This is a genomic window from Paraburkholderia sp. J67 (assembly GCF_905220265.1).
Lineage (GTDB): Bacteria > Pseudomonadota > Gammaproteobacteria > Burkholderiales > Burkholderiaceae > Paraburkholderia.
In genome coordinates, this window is record NZ_CAJMZK010000030.1 from 25820 (window position 1) to 40621 (window position 14802).

Annotated in this window: 12 protein-coding genes; 4 read left to right on the plus strand and 8 right to left on the minus strand. The window is 64.5% G+C overall.

The genetic code is table 11. The annotated features are described in order from the left end of the window. Positions 1-22 precede the first annotated feature (22 nt). From U5782_RS34320 to U5782_RS34335, 4 genes are all read right to left on the minus strand, one after another. On the minus strand, positions 23-1189 hold the full coding sequence (locus U5782_RS34320; RefSeq protein ID WP_322048297.1) for a porin: 1167 nt from the start codon (positions 1187-1189) through the stop codon (positions 23-25). An 84-nt stretch (positions 1190-1273) separates the two neighbouring features. Continuing rightward, complete coding sequence (locus tag U5782_RS34325) at positions 1274-1831, minus strand: VOC family protein (RefSeq protein ID WP_322048298.1); 558 nt, start codon at positions 1829-1831, stop codon at positions 1274-1276. Positions 1832-1878: 47 nt separating this feature from the next. Further along, complete coding sequence (locus U5782_RS34330; protein ID WP_322048299.1) at positions 1879-2802, minus strand: hydroxymethylglutaryl-CoA lyase; 924 nt, start codon at positions 2800-2802, stop codon at positions 1879-1881. A gap of 11 nt (positions 2803-2813) precedes the next feature. Continuing rightward, positions 2814-4010, minus strand: a complete 1197-nt coding sequence (locus tag U5782_RS34335; protein ID WP_322048300.1) for a CoA transferase — start codon at positions 4008-4010, stop codon at positions 2814-2816. Between the two features lie 172 nt (positions 4011-4182). On the opposite strand from U5782_RS34335, the gene prpR reads away from it, so the two are divergent. After that, entirely contained in the window at positions 4183-6138 is a 1956-nt protein-coding gene (prpR, locus tag U5782_RS34340; RefSeq protein ID WP_322048301.1) for a propionate catabolism operon regulatory protein PrpR, read from the plus strand. A 6-nt stretch (positions 6139-6144) separates the two neighbouring features. Here prpR and U5782_RS34345 read toward each other — a convergent pair whose 3' ends face one another. After that, positions 6145-8286 carry a 3-hydroxyacyl-CoA dehydrogenase NAD-binding domain-containing protein gene (locus tag U5782_RS34345; RefSeq protein WP_322048302.1) on the minus strand — a complete coding sequence of 714 codons (2142 nt, stop codon included), beginning with the start codon at positions 8284-8286 and terminating at the stop codon, positions 6145-6147. A 34-nt stretch (positions 8287-8320) separates the two neighbouring features. Beyond that, positions 8321-9526, minus strand: coding sequence for an acetyl-CoA C-acetyltransferase (locus tag U5782_RS34350; RefSeq protein WP_322048303.1), 1206 nt, complete (start codon positions 9524-9526; stop codon positions 8321-8323). A gap of 234 nt (positions 9527-9760) precedes the next feature. Between U5782_RS34350 and U5782_RS34355 the strand changes: the two genes are divergently transcribed. Continuing rightward, positions 9761-10522 carry an SDR family NAD(P)-dependent oxidoreductase gene (locus U5782_RS34355; RefSeq protein WP_322048304.1) on the plus strand — a complete coding sequence of 254 codons (762 nt, stop codon included), beginning with the start codon at positions 9761-9763 and terminating at the stop codon, positions 10520-10522. 121 nt (positions 10523-10643) lie between these two features. Continuing rightward, positions 10644-11624, plus strand: a complete 981-nt coding sequence (locus tag U5782_RS34360) for a phosphotransferase family protein (RefSeq protein WP_415914456.1) — start codon at positions 10644-10646, stop codon at positions 11622-11624. Positions 11625-11699: 75 nt separating this feature from the next. Here U5782_RS34360 and U5782_RS34365 read toward each other — a convergent pair whose 3' ends face one another. Both U5782_RS34365 and U5782_RS34370 read right to left on the minus strand, forming a co-directional pair. Beyond that, positions 11700-12860 (minus strand): acyl-CoA dehydrogenase family protein, encoded by a 1161-nt coding sequence (locus tag U5782_RS34365; RefSeq protein WP_322048306.1) that lies wholly within the window; start codon positions 12858-12860, stop codon positions 11700-11702. 39 nt (positions 12861-12899) lie between these two features. Beyond that, complete coding sequence (locus U5782_RS34370; protein WP_322048307.1) at positions 12900-13373, minus strand: nuclear transport factor 2 family protein; 474 nt, start codon at positions 13371-13373, stop codon at positions 12900-12902. A gap of 255 nt (positions 13374-13628) precedes the next feature. Between U5782_RS34370 and U5782_RS34375 the strand changes: the two genes are divergently transcribed. After that, the gene (locus U5782_RS34375) at positions 13629-14789 is read left to right on the plus strand and encodes an acyl-CoA dehydrogenase family protein (RefSeq protein ID WP_322048308.1); all 1161 of its coding nucleotides are present in this window, start codon (positions 13629-13631) and stop codon (positions 14787-14789) included. Positions 14790-14802: the final 13 nt, after the last annotated feature.

Sequence of the window (14802 nt, forward strand, 5' to 3'; positions counted from 1 at the left end):
GGTTGCCGATTCTGGCAATGCATTAAAAATTGACTTGCAGACCCACGGTCGCGCCCACCTGACTCTTTTGGCCTTCGGCAAGGCCATTGGCCGTGCTCGCGTTGCCGTAGCCGAGCGCCGTGCCGGTCTGGAGCAGCGTGTCGTCGTCGAGCGGGCCGTTGTGCGCATACGCGGCCGCTGCGTAAAGCGTGGTGGTCTTGGAGAGGCTGTATGTCGCCATCAGGCTCACCTGGCTGAAGTTCGCGAGGTTCATATTCGCGCTGGTCGAGGTGAGCGCGGCGCGTTTCGCCCGGTCGTAGTAGTAGCCGCCGATCAGGTTGACCGCGGGCGTCAGCGCGAACTTCACGCCCGCCCAGTAGAAGTCGTCGCGAATCTGCGTGACGCCGTTGCCGAACGTGGAGTTGCGCCACCGGTAGCCGCCCATGAAGCGCACGCGATTGAACTGATAACTCGCGGCGAGATAGGCCAGCCGCGCGACCCCCACGGGCGAGGTGGCGCTGGCGGTGGGGTTGGTCTGGTCGTAGCCGGTGCCGAGCCCGAACGAATTGCCCAGGTAGAACACGCCCGCGCCAACGCCCGACTGTGCGCGGAAATTGCCAGGCACGCCACCGTCGGGAATGCTCGACACCTGCGATCCCTGGTAGGCGAAGCCGGTGCCGAACGAGTAATGCGCCGCGACGTTGACACCGCCGAATTTTCCGGTGTACTGAACAGTGTTGTCTTCCGTATAGCTGCCGCCGCCCGCCACGATGCCCGGCTCGTAAGCGATGCCGGTCACGAAGGGCATGAAGCGGTACATCCCCCAGTAGAGGCTGGTGTACTGGCGGCCGAATGCAAGCTGGCCCCAGTCCGTCTGCCGCAATCCGACTGCTGACTGGCGCGAGAACTGCAAGCCGCCCGCGAGCGAGCCGTTGCCGAGCTGGAAGCCGCTTTCGAGCCAGAAAAACGCCTGCAAGCCACCGCCGAGGTCTTCCTGTCCCATCAAGCCCCAGCGCGACGCCGAAAGGCTGCCGTAGTTCTGCATGCCGAATTTGCTCCCCGCACTGGTCGCGCTGGAAACGCGGTTGACGAACTCGATGCCGGTATCGGCAATGCCGTACAGGGTCACGCTCGATAGCGCGTGGGCTGAGGTGCTCACCATGCCGAGCGCGCAAGCGGCTACGGCTGAAGCGATTAGAGCTTCTTTCATTGACGTTTTGTCTCCGGGATATTGTATTTATTCTGTGGTTTAGCGATCTGATGCCGCGATGAAACCAGAATTCCTCATGCCCGATCAGCTGGGCGCATGTGCGCTCGCGCTGGTCTCGTAGTTCACGTCCTGCGCGTTGAGTTCGCGTGTCCAGCACGCGAATTCGAGGCACACGCCGTCCGGATCGAAGAAGTACACGGAGCGCAGGAACACGTCCTTGTGCATCGTCGCGCTGATCTGCGCCGGCGAGTTGTCGTGATTCATGACGCGCGAGACTGGCACGCCTTTTTCGACAAGGCGCGCGACATAGGCGTCGAATTTATCGGCGGGAATGTTGAAGGCGATATGGTTGAGCGAACCGTGCGCGGAAGTGATCGAGCCTTGGCCGGGCAAATGGGCCGGCGCCGAAATGCCGGGCTGCGCTTGCGGCGCATTCGGAAACCAGAAGAAGGCGATGGCGTCGCCATTGCCGATGCCGAAAAAGAAGTGTTGCCCCATGCCAGCCGGGAGATCAATCGTCTTGATCAGCGGCATGCCAAGTACGTCCCGATAGAACGCCACCGTTTTCGCCATATCCTTGCAGACGATGGCCATATGGTTGACACCCATGATTTCAAATTCGGTGTTCGTCTTGCTGGTCATGCTGACGTCTCCTTGTCTGTGTGATTTTTGTCCAGTGCATCAGGAAATCAAAGGGCCTCGCGGCGTTTTGCGCGCTCGCGGCGCAGCCACGCGCTCGCCCGTCCGCCAAGCGGCTTTTGCAATTGCGCTTCGGCGAAATCGACGGCGTCGAGCAGGGCGTCGAGTGAGATATCGCTTGTCAGGCCGCAACGTTGCGCCATCAGCACGAGGTCTTCCGTGGCCAGGTTGCCCGCCGCGCCTGGTGCGAACGGACAGCCGCCAATTCCGCCCACGCTGCTGTCGAAGCGACGCACGCCGGCTTCCAGCGCGGCCCACGCGTTTGCCGCGCCCAGACCGCGTGTGTCGTGCAGATGAACGGCCAGACGATCGGACGGCACCACGTCCCGCAATGCGCTCAAGCGCTGCTTCACTTGCAGCGGTGCCGCGGAACCAATGGTGTCAGCAATGACGATTTCACCGGCGCGCGCCTCGACCATACGCGCGGCCAGATGCAGGACTGCCGCGAGGGGCGTTTCGCCTTCGAACGGGCAGTCGAACGCCACGGCCACATAGGCGCGCGTGCGCAGGCCTAGCGCGTGAGCCTGTGCAAGCGTCTGCTCGCACACGTCCAGCGCCGCGTCGAGTCCCATGTTGATGTTCTTGCGGTTCATGGTCTCGCTGGCGCAGAGCACCACGGCGATTTCCTGCGCGCCGGCCGCATGCGCGCGCTCCAGCCCCTTGAGATTGGGCACCAGCACCGAGCTGCGCAACTGCGGCCAGCGCGTCTGCACGCGGCCAATGAGATCGCCGGCATCGGCCATCTGCGGCACGGCTTTCGGCGAGACGAAGCTCGTCGCTTCCACGCTGTTCACGCCCGCCTGCACGAGATGCTCGATCAGGTCGAGTTTCGCTTCGGTCGACAGATGCACGGCCTGGTTCTGCAAGCCGTCGCGCGGCGCGACGTCGGTGATATAGATCGTGTCCGGTGTCATCGTCCGCGGCCTCAGGCAATCGTGCCAGCAGCACGCAATTCGGCGATGCGGGCGTCCGTGTAGCCCAGCCAGCCGCTGAGCACCGCGGTGGTTTGTTCGCCCACTTGCGGCGGCGTGCCGTAAGTACGCTGCGCCGCGCCTGAGAGCTTGATCGGATTGCCGGGCATACGCAGACGCTCGCCCTGCGGCAGCGTCACCTCGACCACCATTTCGCGCGCCAGCACCTGCGGGTCCTGCAACGCCTGAGCGAAGTTGTTGACCGGGCCGCAGGGAATGCGGGCGGCGTTGAGTCTGTCGAGCCAGTAGGCCGTCGAATGGCCGCGCAGGGTTTCGGCCACGATGGCGTCGATCTCGGCGCGCGCCGCGTAGCGCACCGGTTGTGCGAGGTATTCGGGCTTGCGCAGCGCGGGCAGGTCAATGCATTCGACGAAGCGCTCGAAAAACGGATCACCGATGCAGGCGATGATGATGTGGCCGTCCGAAGTGGGAAAGCTGTTGTAAGGCACGTGCACGAAGTGAGCATTGCCGATGCCTTGCGGCACGTCGCCCGACATGAAATACATGGTGGCCATGTAGTTGAGCAGCGATATCTGCACGTCGAGCATCGAGACGTCGACGTGCTGGCCGCGCCCCGTATGCTCCCGTTCGACGAGCGCGGCAAGCACGCCCATCGAGCCGAACACGCCGCCGCCCAGATCGCCGATGGGAATGCCGCTGCGCGTCGGCCCCGATGCAGGCGTGCCGGTGATTGACATGCCACCGCCCATCGCCTGCACGACCTGATCGAACGCCGGACGTTGCGTCTGCGGACCAGTCTGGCCAAAGCCCGTCACCGAACAGGTGATGATGCGCGGATTGATCTGCGAAAGCGTTTCGAAGTCGATGCCCAGCCGCTGTGTGACGCCTACGCTGAAGTTGTCGTAGATGACGTCCGCGCGACGCACGAGATCGAGAAAGACCTCGCGCCCGGCTTCGGTCTTGAGATCGACGCAGACGCTTTCCTTGTTGCGGTTCAGCGTGAGGAAGTAGGCGCCCATTCCATCGCGCGAGTAGTCAGGATCGTGTTCGAGCAGGCGTCGCGTGCCTTCGCCGCGGCCGGGCGGTTCGATCTTGATGGTGCGTGCACCCAGATCGGCGAGCAGCATGGTGCCGTAAGGACCGGACAGCATGTGGGTCAAATCGAGGACGGTAATGTGTTCGAGGGCCAAGGTCGATGTCTCCAGTGTCTTTTGCTTCTACGTTGACTAAGGCAAGACATATGCCAGTCATGAAACCCTGTCTAAGCGCTTGATTTGATTCGATGTCGATGCAGCGTCTCGAATACGCCTTGTTTCATGGCACAATCGTGAGACGTCGGCCACGTTTCAATGAGACAACGTTATGCATTCGACCGCTGCTTCGTACTTCCAGACTGGACGGCCTCGCCTGTGCTTTCTTGGCTACCGGCAGATACGCGAACTGGCTATGCCGGTTGTCGCCGAATACACGGGCCGCGCCGACATCGAGCTGGTGGACGGTTCGTTCGACGAGGCGCTGGCGATTGCGCGCGATCGCATCGAGCGCGGTGCGGTCGACGCCTTCGTCAGTGCGGGATCGAATGCGAGCATCCTGCGCGCAGGCCTGCAAACGCCGGTGGCGACGATACAGGTCACGGGTTTCGATCTTTTGCAGGCATTGATCAAGGCGCGTGAGGTAGCGGCGCGTGTCGGGGTCGTGATGTATGGCACGACGATTCCCGAACTGGACGCCGTGAAGGATCTTCTGAATATCGAAGTTCGTCAGCATGCCTATCGAACCCCGGACGATGCGCGTATCCATTTCGAAGCGCTGCGGCGCGCGGGTTACGAGGCCATCGTGGGTTCGAGTCTCGTGGTGGAACTGGCGCAGGAGGCGGGTTTGCACGGCCTGCTCGCGTATTCGCCGGCAAGCATCCGCAAGGGCTTCGACGATGCGCTCGAACTGGCGCGCGTCGCGCGGCTGGAAGCCGGACGCTACGAGCAGTTGCACAGCGTCCTGCACAACTTGCAGGAGGCCGTGATCGCGGTGGACCGGCAGGAGCGCATCATCGCGGTCAATCCGCCCATGCAGCAATTGCTGGGCGGGCGTGGCGAGCGCCTGGAGGGCAGGGTGCTGCAAAGCGTGGAGCCCGCACTTTCGCTGCGCGCCACGCTCGAAAGCGGCCAGCAGGAACGCGCCGTTGCGCAGCGATTTGCGCAGCGCAACTGGGTCGCGCATCGCACGCCGATACGCGAACACGGTGAAATCGTCGGTGCGGCGCTCACACTCTACGACGCGCGCAACATCGAAGCGGCCGATACGAGCCTGCGCGCCATGCAACGCCGTCAGCAGCACGCGGCCAGGCACAGCTTCGACAGCATCATCGGTACGAGCCCGGCATTGCGCGACGTGATCGCGAGTGCGCGCCGCTTTGCGCGTACCGACCTGAACGTGCTGGTTACCGGCGAAAGCGGCGTGGGCAAGGAGGTGTTCGCCCAGGCCATGCATAACGAGAGCGACCGTGCCGGGCGCCCGTTCGTTGCCGTCAATTGCGCGTCGTTTCCCGAATCGCTGCTGGAAAGCGAATTGTTCGGCTATGAGGAAGGGGCATTCACCGGATCGCGTCGCGGCGGCAAGCGCGGATTGTTCGAGGCAGCGCATACCGGCACGCTCTTTCTCGATGAGATCGGCGATATGCCCTTGCCGTTGCAGACGCGACTTTTGCGTGTGTTGCAGGAGCGCGAAATCATGCGGCTCGGCGGCACCTCGCCGATTCCGATCGATATACGCGTGATCGCCGCGACGCATCAACCGCTGACCGAGCTGATTGCAGAGCGCCGCTTCCGCCAGGATCTCTATTACCGGCTCAACACCTTGCGCCTCGCGCTCGCGCCGCTGCGCCAGCGCCGCGAGGATATCGCCGCGCTGGTCCTGCCCATCGTGACGCGCTGTCTTGCGCGCTTCGGCTCGACCCTCGACGCCCGTCTTGCGCTGGCGCCGCTCATGCCGCGCCTCACGGCCTATGACTGGCCTGGCAACGTGCGCGAACTGGAGAATCTTTCTGAGCGCATCGCGGTTTTTCTGCTGCAATTTGCGACGTTGGACGAGGTGCCGTACGACGCGTTGAGGCACGACTGCCCCGAACTTTTTCCGCAGGGCGAGACACCCCCTGAGGCAGGCGACGTGGATTATGCAAGTCGTGGAGAGCGCGTGCGCGATGCGGTCCGCCGGGCTGGCGGCAGTCCGACTGCGGCGGCGCGCGAACTCGGCATCAGCCGCTCCACGCTCTGGCGCTGGCTGAAGGAACTGGAGCAGCCAGAGCCTTCAGCCGATGCGTGAGGACGCTCAGGCTGGGAGCGGCGGATAGAAGGTGCTGCCACGCGCCCTTAGCGTTTGCGGTGGCGAAAAGCGAGCGCCGTGCGCCGCCGCCAGGGTTTCGCAGGCTTCGACGAAGCGATCCACGCCAACTGTCTCGATCAGCGACAGCGGGCCGCCCGTCCATGACGGAAATCCCAAGCCGAGAATCGCGCCGATATCGGCGTCGGCGGCGGACGTGATCACGCCTTCGTCGAGACATCGCACGCTTTCCAGCGCCTGGATATAAAGCAGGCGCTGCTTGACGACCTCCACATCAGGCTGCTCGGGCTTGAGCGGATATTCGCTCGCGAGTCCTGTCCACAAGTGTTTCCGGGCTCCCTCCGGGTAGGCGTAGAAACCCGCAGCGCACTTGCGGCCGGTGCGGCCAAGCGCATTCATCCGCGCGATCACCGGCCTTGCGTGAGCGCGCAGAAACCGTTCGTCCAATCCGTCTTTTATTGCCTGATCCACCACACGCAACTGGAGATCGAGCGACACTTCGTCGAGAACCGCAAGCGGACTCGCAGCCATGCCGGCCATGCGCGCGGCGTTTTCGATGAGTGCCGGAGCCACGCCTTCCGCGAGCATGGCCATCGCCTCATCGACATAGCTGCAAAAGATGCGACTCGTGAAGAAGCCGGGGCTGTCGTTCACCACGATCGGCGTCTTGCGCAGCACGCGGGCGAGATCCATCGCGCGGGCCAGTGTTTCCTGCGAGGTGTGCTCGCCCACGATGATCTCCAGCAACGGCATGCGCTCGACCGGCGAGAAGAAATGCATGCCGATAAAGCGCGCGCCCCGATCGGTAAGCGCGGCGAGACCGCTGATCGGCAATGTCGAGGTGTTAGAGGCGAGGATCGCATCGCCGTCGAGCACCTCACAGACACGCCCCAGTACCTCGGACTTCACCGCGCGCGTTTCGAAAACTGCCTCGATCACGAAATCACACGCTTGCAGGTCGTCGTAGCGGGCGGTCGCGGCAATGTGCGCCTCGCATTGCGCTGCGGCGGGAGCGCCACCTGCGCGACGCGCAATCTCCACAGCGCGCGTCTTGCCGGCGCAGGCTTGCTCGGGCGATGCGTCGAGCAACACCACGGCAAGCCCTGCCTGCGCGGCGGCGCACGCAATCCCGACGCCCATCATTCCCGCGCCCAGCACGCCGAGTTTCGTCACCTTAGAAGCAGGCACGCCAGCCGGTCGCATGGCGAGCCGCTCGCAACGCGCCCGATTGACGAAAAGCGTGCGGACGAGGTTGCGCGCAACCGGATCAGCAGCCAGTTGCGCGGCGTAGCGCGCTTCGACCGCAGTGCCGCGCTCAAGCGGCAACTGCGTGCCTTCGTAGACCGCCGCAAGCAGCGCAAGCGGCGCAGGATAGTTGTCGTGCGTACGCCCACGCACCTGCGCCATGCCGAGATAAAAGCTGCGCGACGCGTGTTCCGCGTGCGCGCCCGCGCCGCCCGGAATGCTCCAGCCTTTGCGGTCCCAGGGTTGGGCGGCGTCCGGATGGGCGAGGACCCAGGCGCATGCATGGGCGACCAGATCGCCACGCGGCACGATCGCATCGACGATACCGAGTTCGCGCGCACGCGCTGACGGTACGGCATGGCCGTCCAGCAAGATCGGCAATGCGGCTTCGATGCCGATCAGCCGCGTCAGACGCTGCGTGCCGCCGCTCGCGGGCAGAAGGCCGGCCTGGATGGCGGGCAGGGAGACGGCACCATCGGCGCTATCGTCACTGTCGGCAATGACCCGATAGTGGCAAGCGAGGCACAGTTCGAACGCGCCACCGCTTACCGCCCCATGCATCGCTGCGGCAACCGGCTTGCCGGTCGTTTCGAGTGTCCGCAACAACTGGCTTTGTGCGAGGAGTGGCGCGACAGGCGCGCGGCCGTCTGCAATGGCGGCTTCGATGAATTTGCAGAGGGCATCGATGTCGTCATTGGACGTACCGTACTCGTCGTCCCATGTCACGACGGCGCCCATGATGGCTGGGTCCTGGCGAATGCGCTCGACGACCCGCTGCATGTCTGCCATGAACGCGTCGCCTGAAACATAGGCGGGAAGGCTTGAGCGGCGCAGCGTGACGAGCGCCACGCCTGCCGTGTCCACCACAATGGAGAGTGTGTTCATAGTCGGAGAAGGTGAGGTTGGGTTCACGCGGCGATTAAACGCGCTCGATCAAGGTGGCAGTGGCCTGGCCCGCCGCCGCGCAGAGCGTGACGATGCCGCGCCGAAGACCACGGCGTTCGAGTTCGTCGATCATTGTGCCGACCAGCATCGCGCCAGTAGCGCCGAGCGGATGCCCGAGTGCGATCGCGCCGCCATTGACGTTGACCCGTTCGGGATCGATGTCGAAGGCGCGCTGATACGCCAGCGGCACTACGGCAAACGCCTCGTTGACCTCGAACAGATCGATGTCGGCGATGGCGAGCCCGGCGCGCGCCAGCAGCTTGCGCGTGACAGGAACGGGGCCGCCCAGACTCATGATCGGGTCGCTGGCCAGTGACGCGAAATGGCGCAGCCGCGCGCGCGGCTTGAGTCCATTGAGTGTGCCAAAGCGCTCGCTGCCGACCAGAACGGCAGCGGCGCCATCGACGATCGCACTGGAATTGCCGCTCGTGTGGACATGCGAGACGGTCTCGAACGCGGGATGCCCGCGCAACGCGATGACGTCGAAGCCTTGCTTGCCTGTGGCGGCAAACGCGGGCGCGAGTTTCGCGAGTTCGGCTGGGGTCGTGTCTGCTCGTATGGCTTCGTCCTGCGCGAGCACGATTTCGCCGAGCGTATCGCGCACCGGCACCAGCGAGCGTGAGAAAAAACCTTGCGCGCGTGCCCGAGCGGCCCGTTGCTGGCTCTGTGCGGCATAGGCGTCAATAGCCTCGCGCGTAAAGCCTTCCAGCGTGGCGATCAGATCGGCAGCGACGCCATTGGGCATGTACGGAAAGCGGCGAGTGATGGCCGGATCCGTATACATCGCACCGCCATCCGAGCCGATCGGCACGCGTGACATCGACTCCACGCCGCCGCCGATCGCGGCATCCGTGAGGCCCGCCATGACGCTGGCCGCCGCCTGATTGACGGTATCCAGGCCGGATACGCAATAGCGATTGAGCTGGTAGCCCGGCACTGTTTCGCCGAAACCGGCGACCAGTGCCGCCGTGCGCGCGAGATCCGCGCCCTGCTCACCGCAGGGCATCACGACGCCCAGGCCGACGTCCTCGATCGAGCGGGGATCGAAGCCATTGCGCTCGCGCAGCGCCCTCAGCATTTGCGCGGCCAGCGACACCGGCGTGATTTCATGCAGCGCGCCAGTCGGGCGTCCTTTGCCGCGCGGCGTGCGCACGGCGTCATACAGATAAGCGTCGTTCATGGTGATCGAAAGGGATGGGAGGCGTGCAGACAAGTATGGTCAGCGCCCGCGGCCCGCGCCTCATTCGATGGGATGAATTCGCACGCCTGCGCACGGCTAGATGAGGCCGATGGCCGCATGTCGGCCCACAACCCGCCGCAATTCATCCCAACGAATGAGGCGCGACAGTGGGCTTGCTGTCGATAATCGGCGAGCCGATCCGGCAATCACGACTACACAACGAGAGGGAAGGCAATGTTCGAAGACCTGCGTGGTAAGCGGGCCCTGGTTACGGGCGCGTTCGGCGGACTGGGCAGTCATTTCGGTACGGCGCTGGCGGCCGCCGGCGTTCGCGTCGCGCTCGCGGGACGGCGCGTCGAAGCGGGCAAAGCGCTCGCGGCGCGTATTGCGCACGCGGGCGGCACGGCCTGCGTGGTGTCGATGGACGTGACCGACACGGCTTCGGTAAGCACCGCCTTCGATGTGGCGCAGACGCAGCTCGGCGGCGAGGTAGACATACTCGTGAACAACGCGGGCATTGCGCTCACGCGCCCCGCCGTGGCGTGCACCGAAGACGACTGGCGCCAGGTCATCGACGTCAATCTGAATGGCGCGTGGCGGGTCGCGCAGGCGGCCGGGCAACGCATGGTGGAGCGCGGTGCGGGCACGATCATCAACATCGCGTCGATCCTGGGCGTGCGCGTGGCTCAGCAGGTTCCAGCCTACGCAGCCGCAAAGGCGGGGCTCATCCAGCTCACCCAGGCGCTCGCCCTCGAATGGGCCCGTCATGGGGTGCGCGTCAATGCGCTCGCGCCCGGCTATATCGAAACCGAACTCAACAAGGCGTTCTTCGCCACCGATGCGGGGCAAGCGCTGATTCGCCGCGTGCCGCAACGCCGGCTCGGGCAACCCCGGGATCTGGATGCGCCGCTGCTGTTGCTGGCCTCCGATGCCTCGGCATTCATGACGGGCTCGATACTCGCCGTAGACGGCGGGCATCTCGTGTCTTCTCTTTGACTGGCTGACTTTGCTGCGAGCGGCTGATATGTCCTCTTCGCCCTGCGTTTCCAACGCACTATCGAACTCCGGGAGCGCCAGCGGGCGCGGTTTGCCGGACCTCGAACGACTGGCCGCCTGGATGCGCCAGGCCGGCATAGACGCGCACGATCTGACCGTGCGTCCCCTGTCGGGCGGGCAGTCCAACCCGACCTTTCTGCTTGAGACCGCCAGCGCCGCGTTCGTCCTGCGCAAACAGCCGGCCGGCGAGTTGCTGCCGTCCGCGCATGCCATCGACCGCGAGTACCGGGTGATGCAGGCGCTGGCCGGTACGGGCGTGCCGGTGCCGCGCATGGTGGCGTACTGCGACGACGCGGCGTGGCTCGGCACGCCGTTCTTTCTGATGGAGTTCATGCGCGGGCGCAGCTTTATCGACCCGACCTTGCCGGGGCTCGGCGTGGCCGAGCGCAAGGCGATCTACGCCGACATCAATCGCGTGCTGGTGGCGCTGCATGAGGTGGATTACCGCGCGGTCGGGCTCGATACTTTCGGTCGGCCGGGCAACTATTTCGCACGCCAGACTGACCGTTGGAGCCGTCAGTACCGCGCCTCGCAAAGCGCGCCGATCGCCGCAATGGACGCGCTGATGGCGTGGCTGCCCGCGCACGTTCCCGAAGGCGACGAGACCGGCATCGTGCATGGCGATATGCGCATGGACAACCTGATCATCCACCCGACCGAAGCGCGGGTCGTTGCCGTACTCGACTGGGAGCTTTCCACGCTGGGACATCCGCTGGCGGATCTGTCGTACTTCTGCATGTCGTGGTGTGTCCCGCCCGAGCTGTGGCGCGGCGTGGCGGGCGTAGATCTGATGGCGCTGGGCATTCCGCAGGAACATGCCTTCGTCGAGGATTATTGCCGTGCGCGCGGCATCGACACCATTCGCCATTGGGACTTCTACCTTGCCTACAACCTCTTTCGCATAGCCGCGATCCTGCAAGGCGTGGCGGCGCGGGGCGCGGGCGGCAACGCATCCGCGGCAGACGCGGCGAGTATGGCCGACAAGGTGAAGCCACTGGCCGAACTGGGCTGGCGGTGTGCCCGCCGCCACAGGACGGGTTGAGTGCGCGGGTCGAGTGCGGTCCTAGGGGCCACAGAGCGGCCCCCTCCAATACGCTGGCGATATGGCCTGGGTGGCTTAGATGGCGGCCAGCAGTTTGCGGCCGAGACTGAAGCGATGCACTTCGCTCGGACCGTCATAGATGCGGAAGGCCCGCATATCGGCGAAGATGCGCGCGACGATCGTTTCGCCCGTCACGCCCTGGCCGCCGAGAATCTGCACGCTGCGGTCCACAACGCGCCACTCGGCCTCCGAACAGACCACCTTGGCCCGGCTCGACTCGAAATTGCAGCGCTCGCCCTGATCGAGCAGCCACGCCGTATGCCAGATATGCAGGCGAGCGGTGTGCAGGTCCATCGCGTTGTCGGCAAGCATGAAACTCACGCCCTCGTGTTGCCCGAGCACCTGACCGAAGGCATGTCGATTGCGCGCGTGTTCGAGGCAGATTTCGTGAGCGCGCCGCGCCTGGCCGAGCCAGCGCATGCAGTGCGTGAGCCGTGCTGGGGCGAGCCGCACCTGCGCATAGCGAAAGCCCTTGCCGGGTTCGCCCAGCACATCGGTGGCGGGCACGCGCAGATCATGAAAGCGCAGTACGCCGTGGCCGCCAGTGAAGCAGGCGTCGAGCGCGTCCATCGTGCGCACATGCTCTATCCCCGGTTGATCCATATCGGCCAGGAACATGGTTGCCGAGCCGTCTTCCATCTTCGCCATGATGATGGCGAATGCCGCACCCTGTGCGCCGGTGATGAACCACTTGGTGCCGTTGATCACATAGCTGTCGCCGTCGCGTACCGCCGTCGTGGCGAGCATGGCCGGGTCCGAGCCCGCGCCGGGTGGCGGCTCCGTCATGGCAAAGCACGAGCGGATGCGGCCCTGCACGAGCGGCAAGAGCCAGCGCGTTTTTTGCGCTTCGGTAGCCACGGCTTCCAGCAGGTGGATATTGCCTTCGTCGGGCGCGTGAATGTTCATCGCGGTGGGCCCAAGCGTCGAATAGCCAGCCTCCTCGAACACGATGGCCTTGTCGACATGAGAGAGACCGAGGCCGCCCAGTTCGCGTGACGCGTGTGGCGTCAGCAAACCGGCCACACGCGCTTTCTCTACGAGCGCTTCGCGCAGCGCCTCGCTCGGACCGTGCGGCGTGACCCGTGGATCTGTCTCCAGCGGAATGATCTGCTCCGCAATGAAGTCGCGGACTTTTTGTTGCAGCGCCTGTTGCGCGGAAGTCAGGGAGAAGTCCATAAGGGGTCGATATGAGCAGATGAAAGGCAGGACGACGGCCTACTTGCGTGCGCTAGCAGCCAGCAAGGGCGTGGTCACTTCCCGCGCGTAGCTGAACGTATGCGTGACGTCGAGTTGCTGAATGCGCCAGACGCGGTCGTCTTCGAGCTTGAGCTCGCAGGTGACGTCCACCATCAGGAAGGGCGTGGAACCCGGCACCGGCAGGCGCGGCTGGGAGCCGTCGTCATAGAGATGCAGAACCAGACAATACACCGCCGTTGCGCCCGTTGCTTCCTGTCTGAGCAACGCGAAGTTGTTGACGACGTGGCGCGCGACCTGAGTGGGCGACTTCTTGCGCACCGACGCTTCGATCTGCTCGCGGCCTTGCAGCAGTACGCCGCCGCGCTCCCATATGCAGTCTGGACCGACCTGTTCCATCGCGAGCGGATAGTTGTTTCTGTCGAGCGCGTAGTAGAAGCGCAGAACAGCTTGCTGGCAGGCAACAACGGTTGCGGAGGTTTCGGAAAGGAGCATGGCGGTGGTGTCGTAAGGGGGCGAAGTTCGCAAGGGTGCTGGTATCCGATGCGCGGTCAAAAAAATTATGTGGCTCGCCACCCTGCGCTGCCTCGTTCGAAGGGATGAAATCCCGCCGCACCGGATCTGAACCGGCATGTCCTCCCTTGTAATTTCATCACTTCGAATGAGGCTCATGTGCACGCGCGTGGCGATAATCCATTGCAAGCTGCCATGCGCAGCATCACTTCTACGACGTCACGAGCCGGAGCGTGTATGAGCACCCGACGCAGAATCTTCGAAGCCGAACACGAGCTGTTTCGCGAATCCGTGGTCCGGTTCATCCAGAAAGAAGTCACGCCCCAGGTCGAGGCCTGGCGCGCGGCGGGTTGCTGCGACCGCTCGGTGTTCGAGGTCGCGGGCGCACAGGGCCTGCTGCTGATGTGGGCTGACGAGGCTTACGGCGGGGCGGGCGTGGCCGATTTTCGCTTTGAGCAGATCGTCTACGAGGAAATGATCCGTCATGGCGATATTGGCGTGTATCTGACCTTGCATTCGCGGCTGGTTGCGCCGTATATCGCGCGGCTCGGCAACGACGAACAAAAGGCGCGGCTATTGCCAGAGGCCGCGCGCGGCCAGCGCATTCTCGCCATCGCCATGACCGAACCCGGCACGGGCTCCGACCTTGCGGGCATCCGTACGCATGCGCGCAAGGTCGAGGGCGGCTGGCGACTCAACGGCGCCAAGACCTACATCTCGAATGGCATCAACGCCGATACGGTGATCGTGGTCGCGCGCACCGACCCGCAGCAGCCCCGCGCGTTCGGGCTCTTCGTGGTGGAACGCGGCATGGCGGGATTCGAGCGTGGGCGTCGCTTGAAGAAACTTGGGCTTGACGCCCAGGATACCGCGGAGCTGTTCTTCGACCAGGTGTTCGTGCCTGACGCCAATCTGCTCGGGGAGCCGGACAAGGCGCTCGCCTATCTTGCCGAAGGGCTCGCGGAGGAGCGCCTGTTGAGTGCCTGCCAGTCGATCGCGCATGCGCAGGTGGCGCTGGACGTCACCCTCGACTACGTGAAGGAGCGCCGGGCCTTCGGGCGTCCGGTCGGTGCGTTTCAGAACACGCGCTTCGTGCTGGCGCGCAAGCATGCCGAACTCGATGCGATGCAATCATGGATCGACGTGCTCGTCATGGAGCACAACGACGGGCGGCTCGATGCCGCCACGGCGGCCTCGGCGAAGCTGCTCACGTCGGAACTCGAATGCCGACTCATCGACGAGTGTTTGCAGTTGCACGGCGGTGCGGGGTATATGGAGGAATACCGCATCAGCAGGATGTACCGCGATGCGCGGGTCTCGCGCATTTTTGCCGGTACGTCCGAAATCATGCTGGAGATCATCGCGCGTTCCCTGGGCCTGCGCGAACACATGGATTGACGCTCGCGCACCC

Bases quoted from the DNA above. Each gene is read 5' to 3' on its own strand.
- U5782_RS34325 (WP_322048298.1), bottom strand. From the start codon at position 1,831: ATGACCAGCAAGACGAACACCGAATTTGAAATCATGGGTGTCAACCAT.
- U5782_RS34345 (WP_322048302.1), bottom strand. From the start codon at position 8,286: ATGAACACACTCTCCATTGTGGTGGACACGGCAGGCGTGGCGCTCGTC.
- U5782_RS34365 (WP_322048306.1), bottom strand. From the start codon at position 12,860: ATGGACTTCTCCCTGACTTCCGCGCAACAGGCGCTGCAACAAAAAGTC.
- U5782_RS34350 (WP_322048303.1), bottom strand. From the start codon at position 9,526: ATGAACGACGCTTATCTGTATGACGCCGTGCGCACGCCGCGCGGCAAA.
- U5782_RS34360 (WP_415914456.1), top strand. From the start codon at position 10,644: ATGCGCCAGGCCGGCATAGACGCGCACGATCTGACCGTGCGTCCCCTG.
- U5782_RS34375 (WP_322048308.1), top strand. From the start codon at position 13,629: ATGAGCACCCGACGCAGAATCTTCGAAGCCGAACACGAGCTGTTTCGC.
- U5782_RS34370 (WP_322048307.1), bottom strand. From the start codon at position 13,373: ATGCTCCTTTCCGAAACCTCCGCAACCGTTGTTGCCTGCCAGCAAGCT.
- U5782_RS34355 (WP_322048304.1), top strand. From the start codon at position 9,761: ATGTTCGAAGACCTGCGTGGTAAGCGGGCCCTGGTTACGGGCGCGTTC.
- U5782_RS34320 (WP_322048297.1), bottom strand. From the start codon at position 1,189: ATGAAAGAAGCTCTAATCGCTTCAGCCGTAGCCGCTTGCGCGCTCGGC.
- prpR (WP_322048301.1), top strand. From the start codon at position 4,183: ATGCATTCGACCGCTGCTTCGTACTTCCAGACTGGACGGCCTCGCCTG.
- U5782_RS34330 (WP_322048299.1), bottom strand. From the start codon at position 2,802: ATGACACCGGACACGATCTATATCACCGACGTCGCGCCGCGCGACGGC.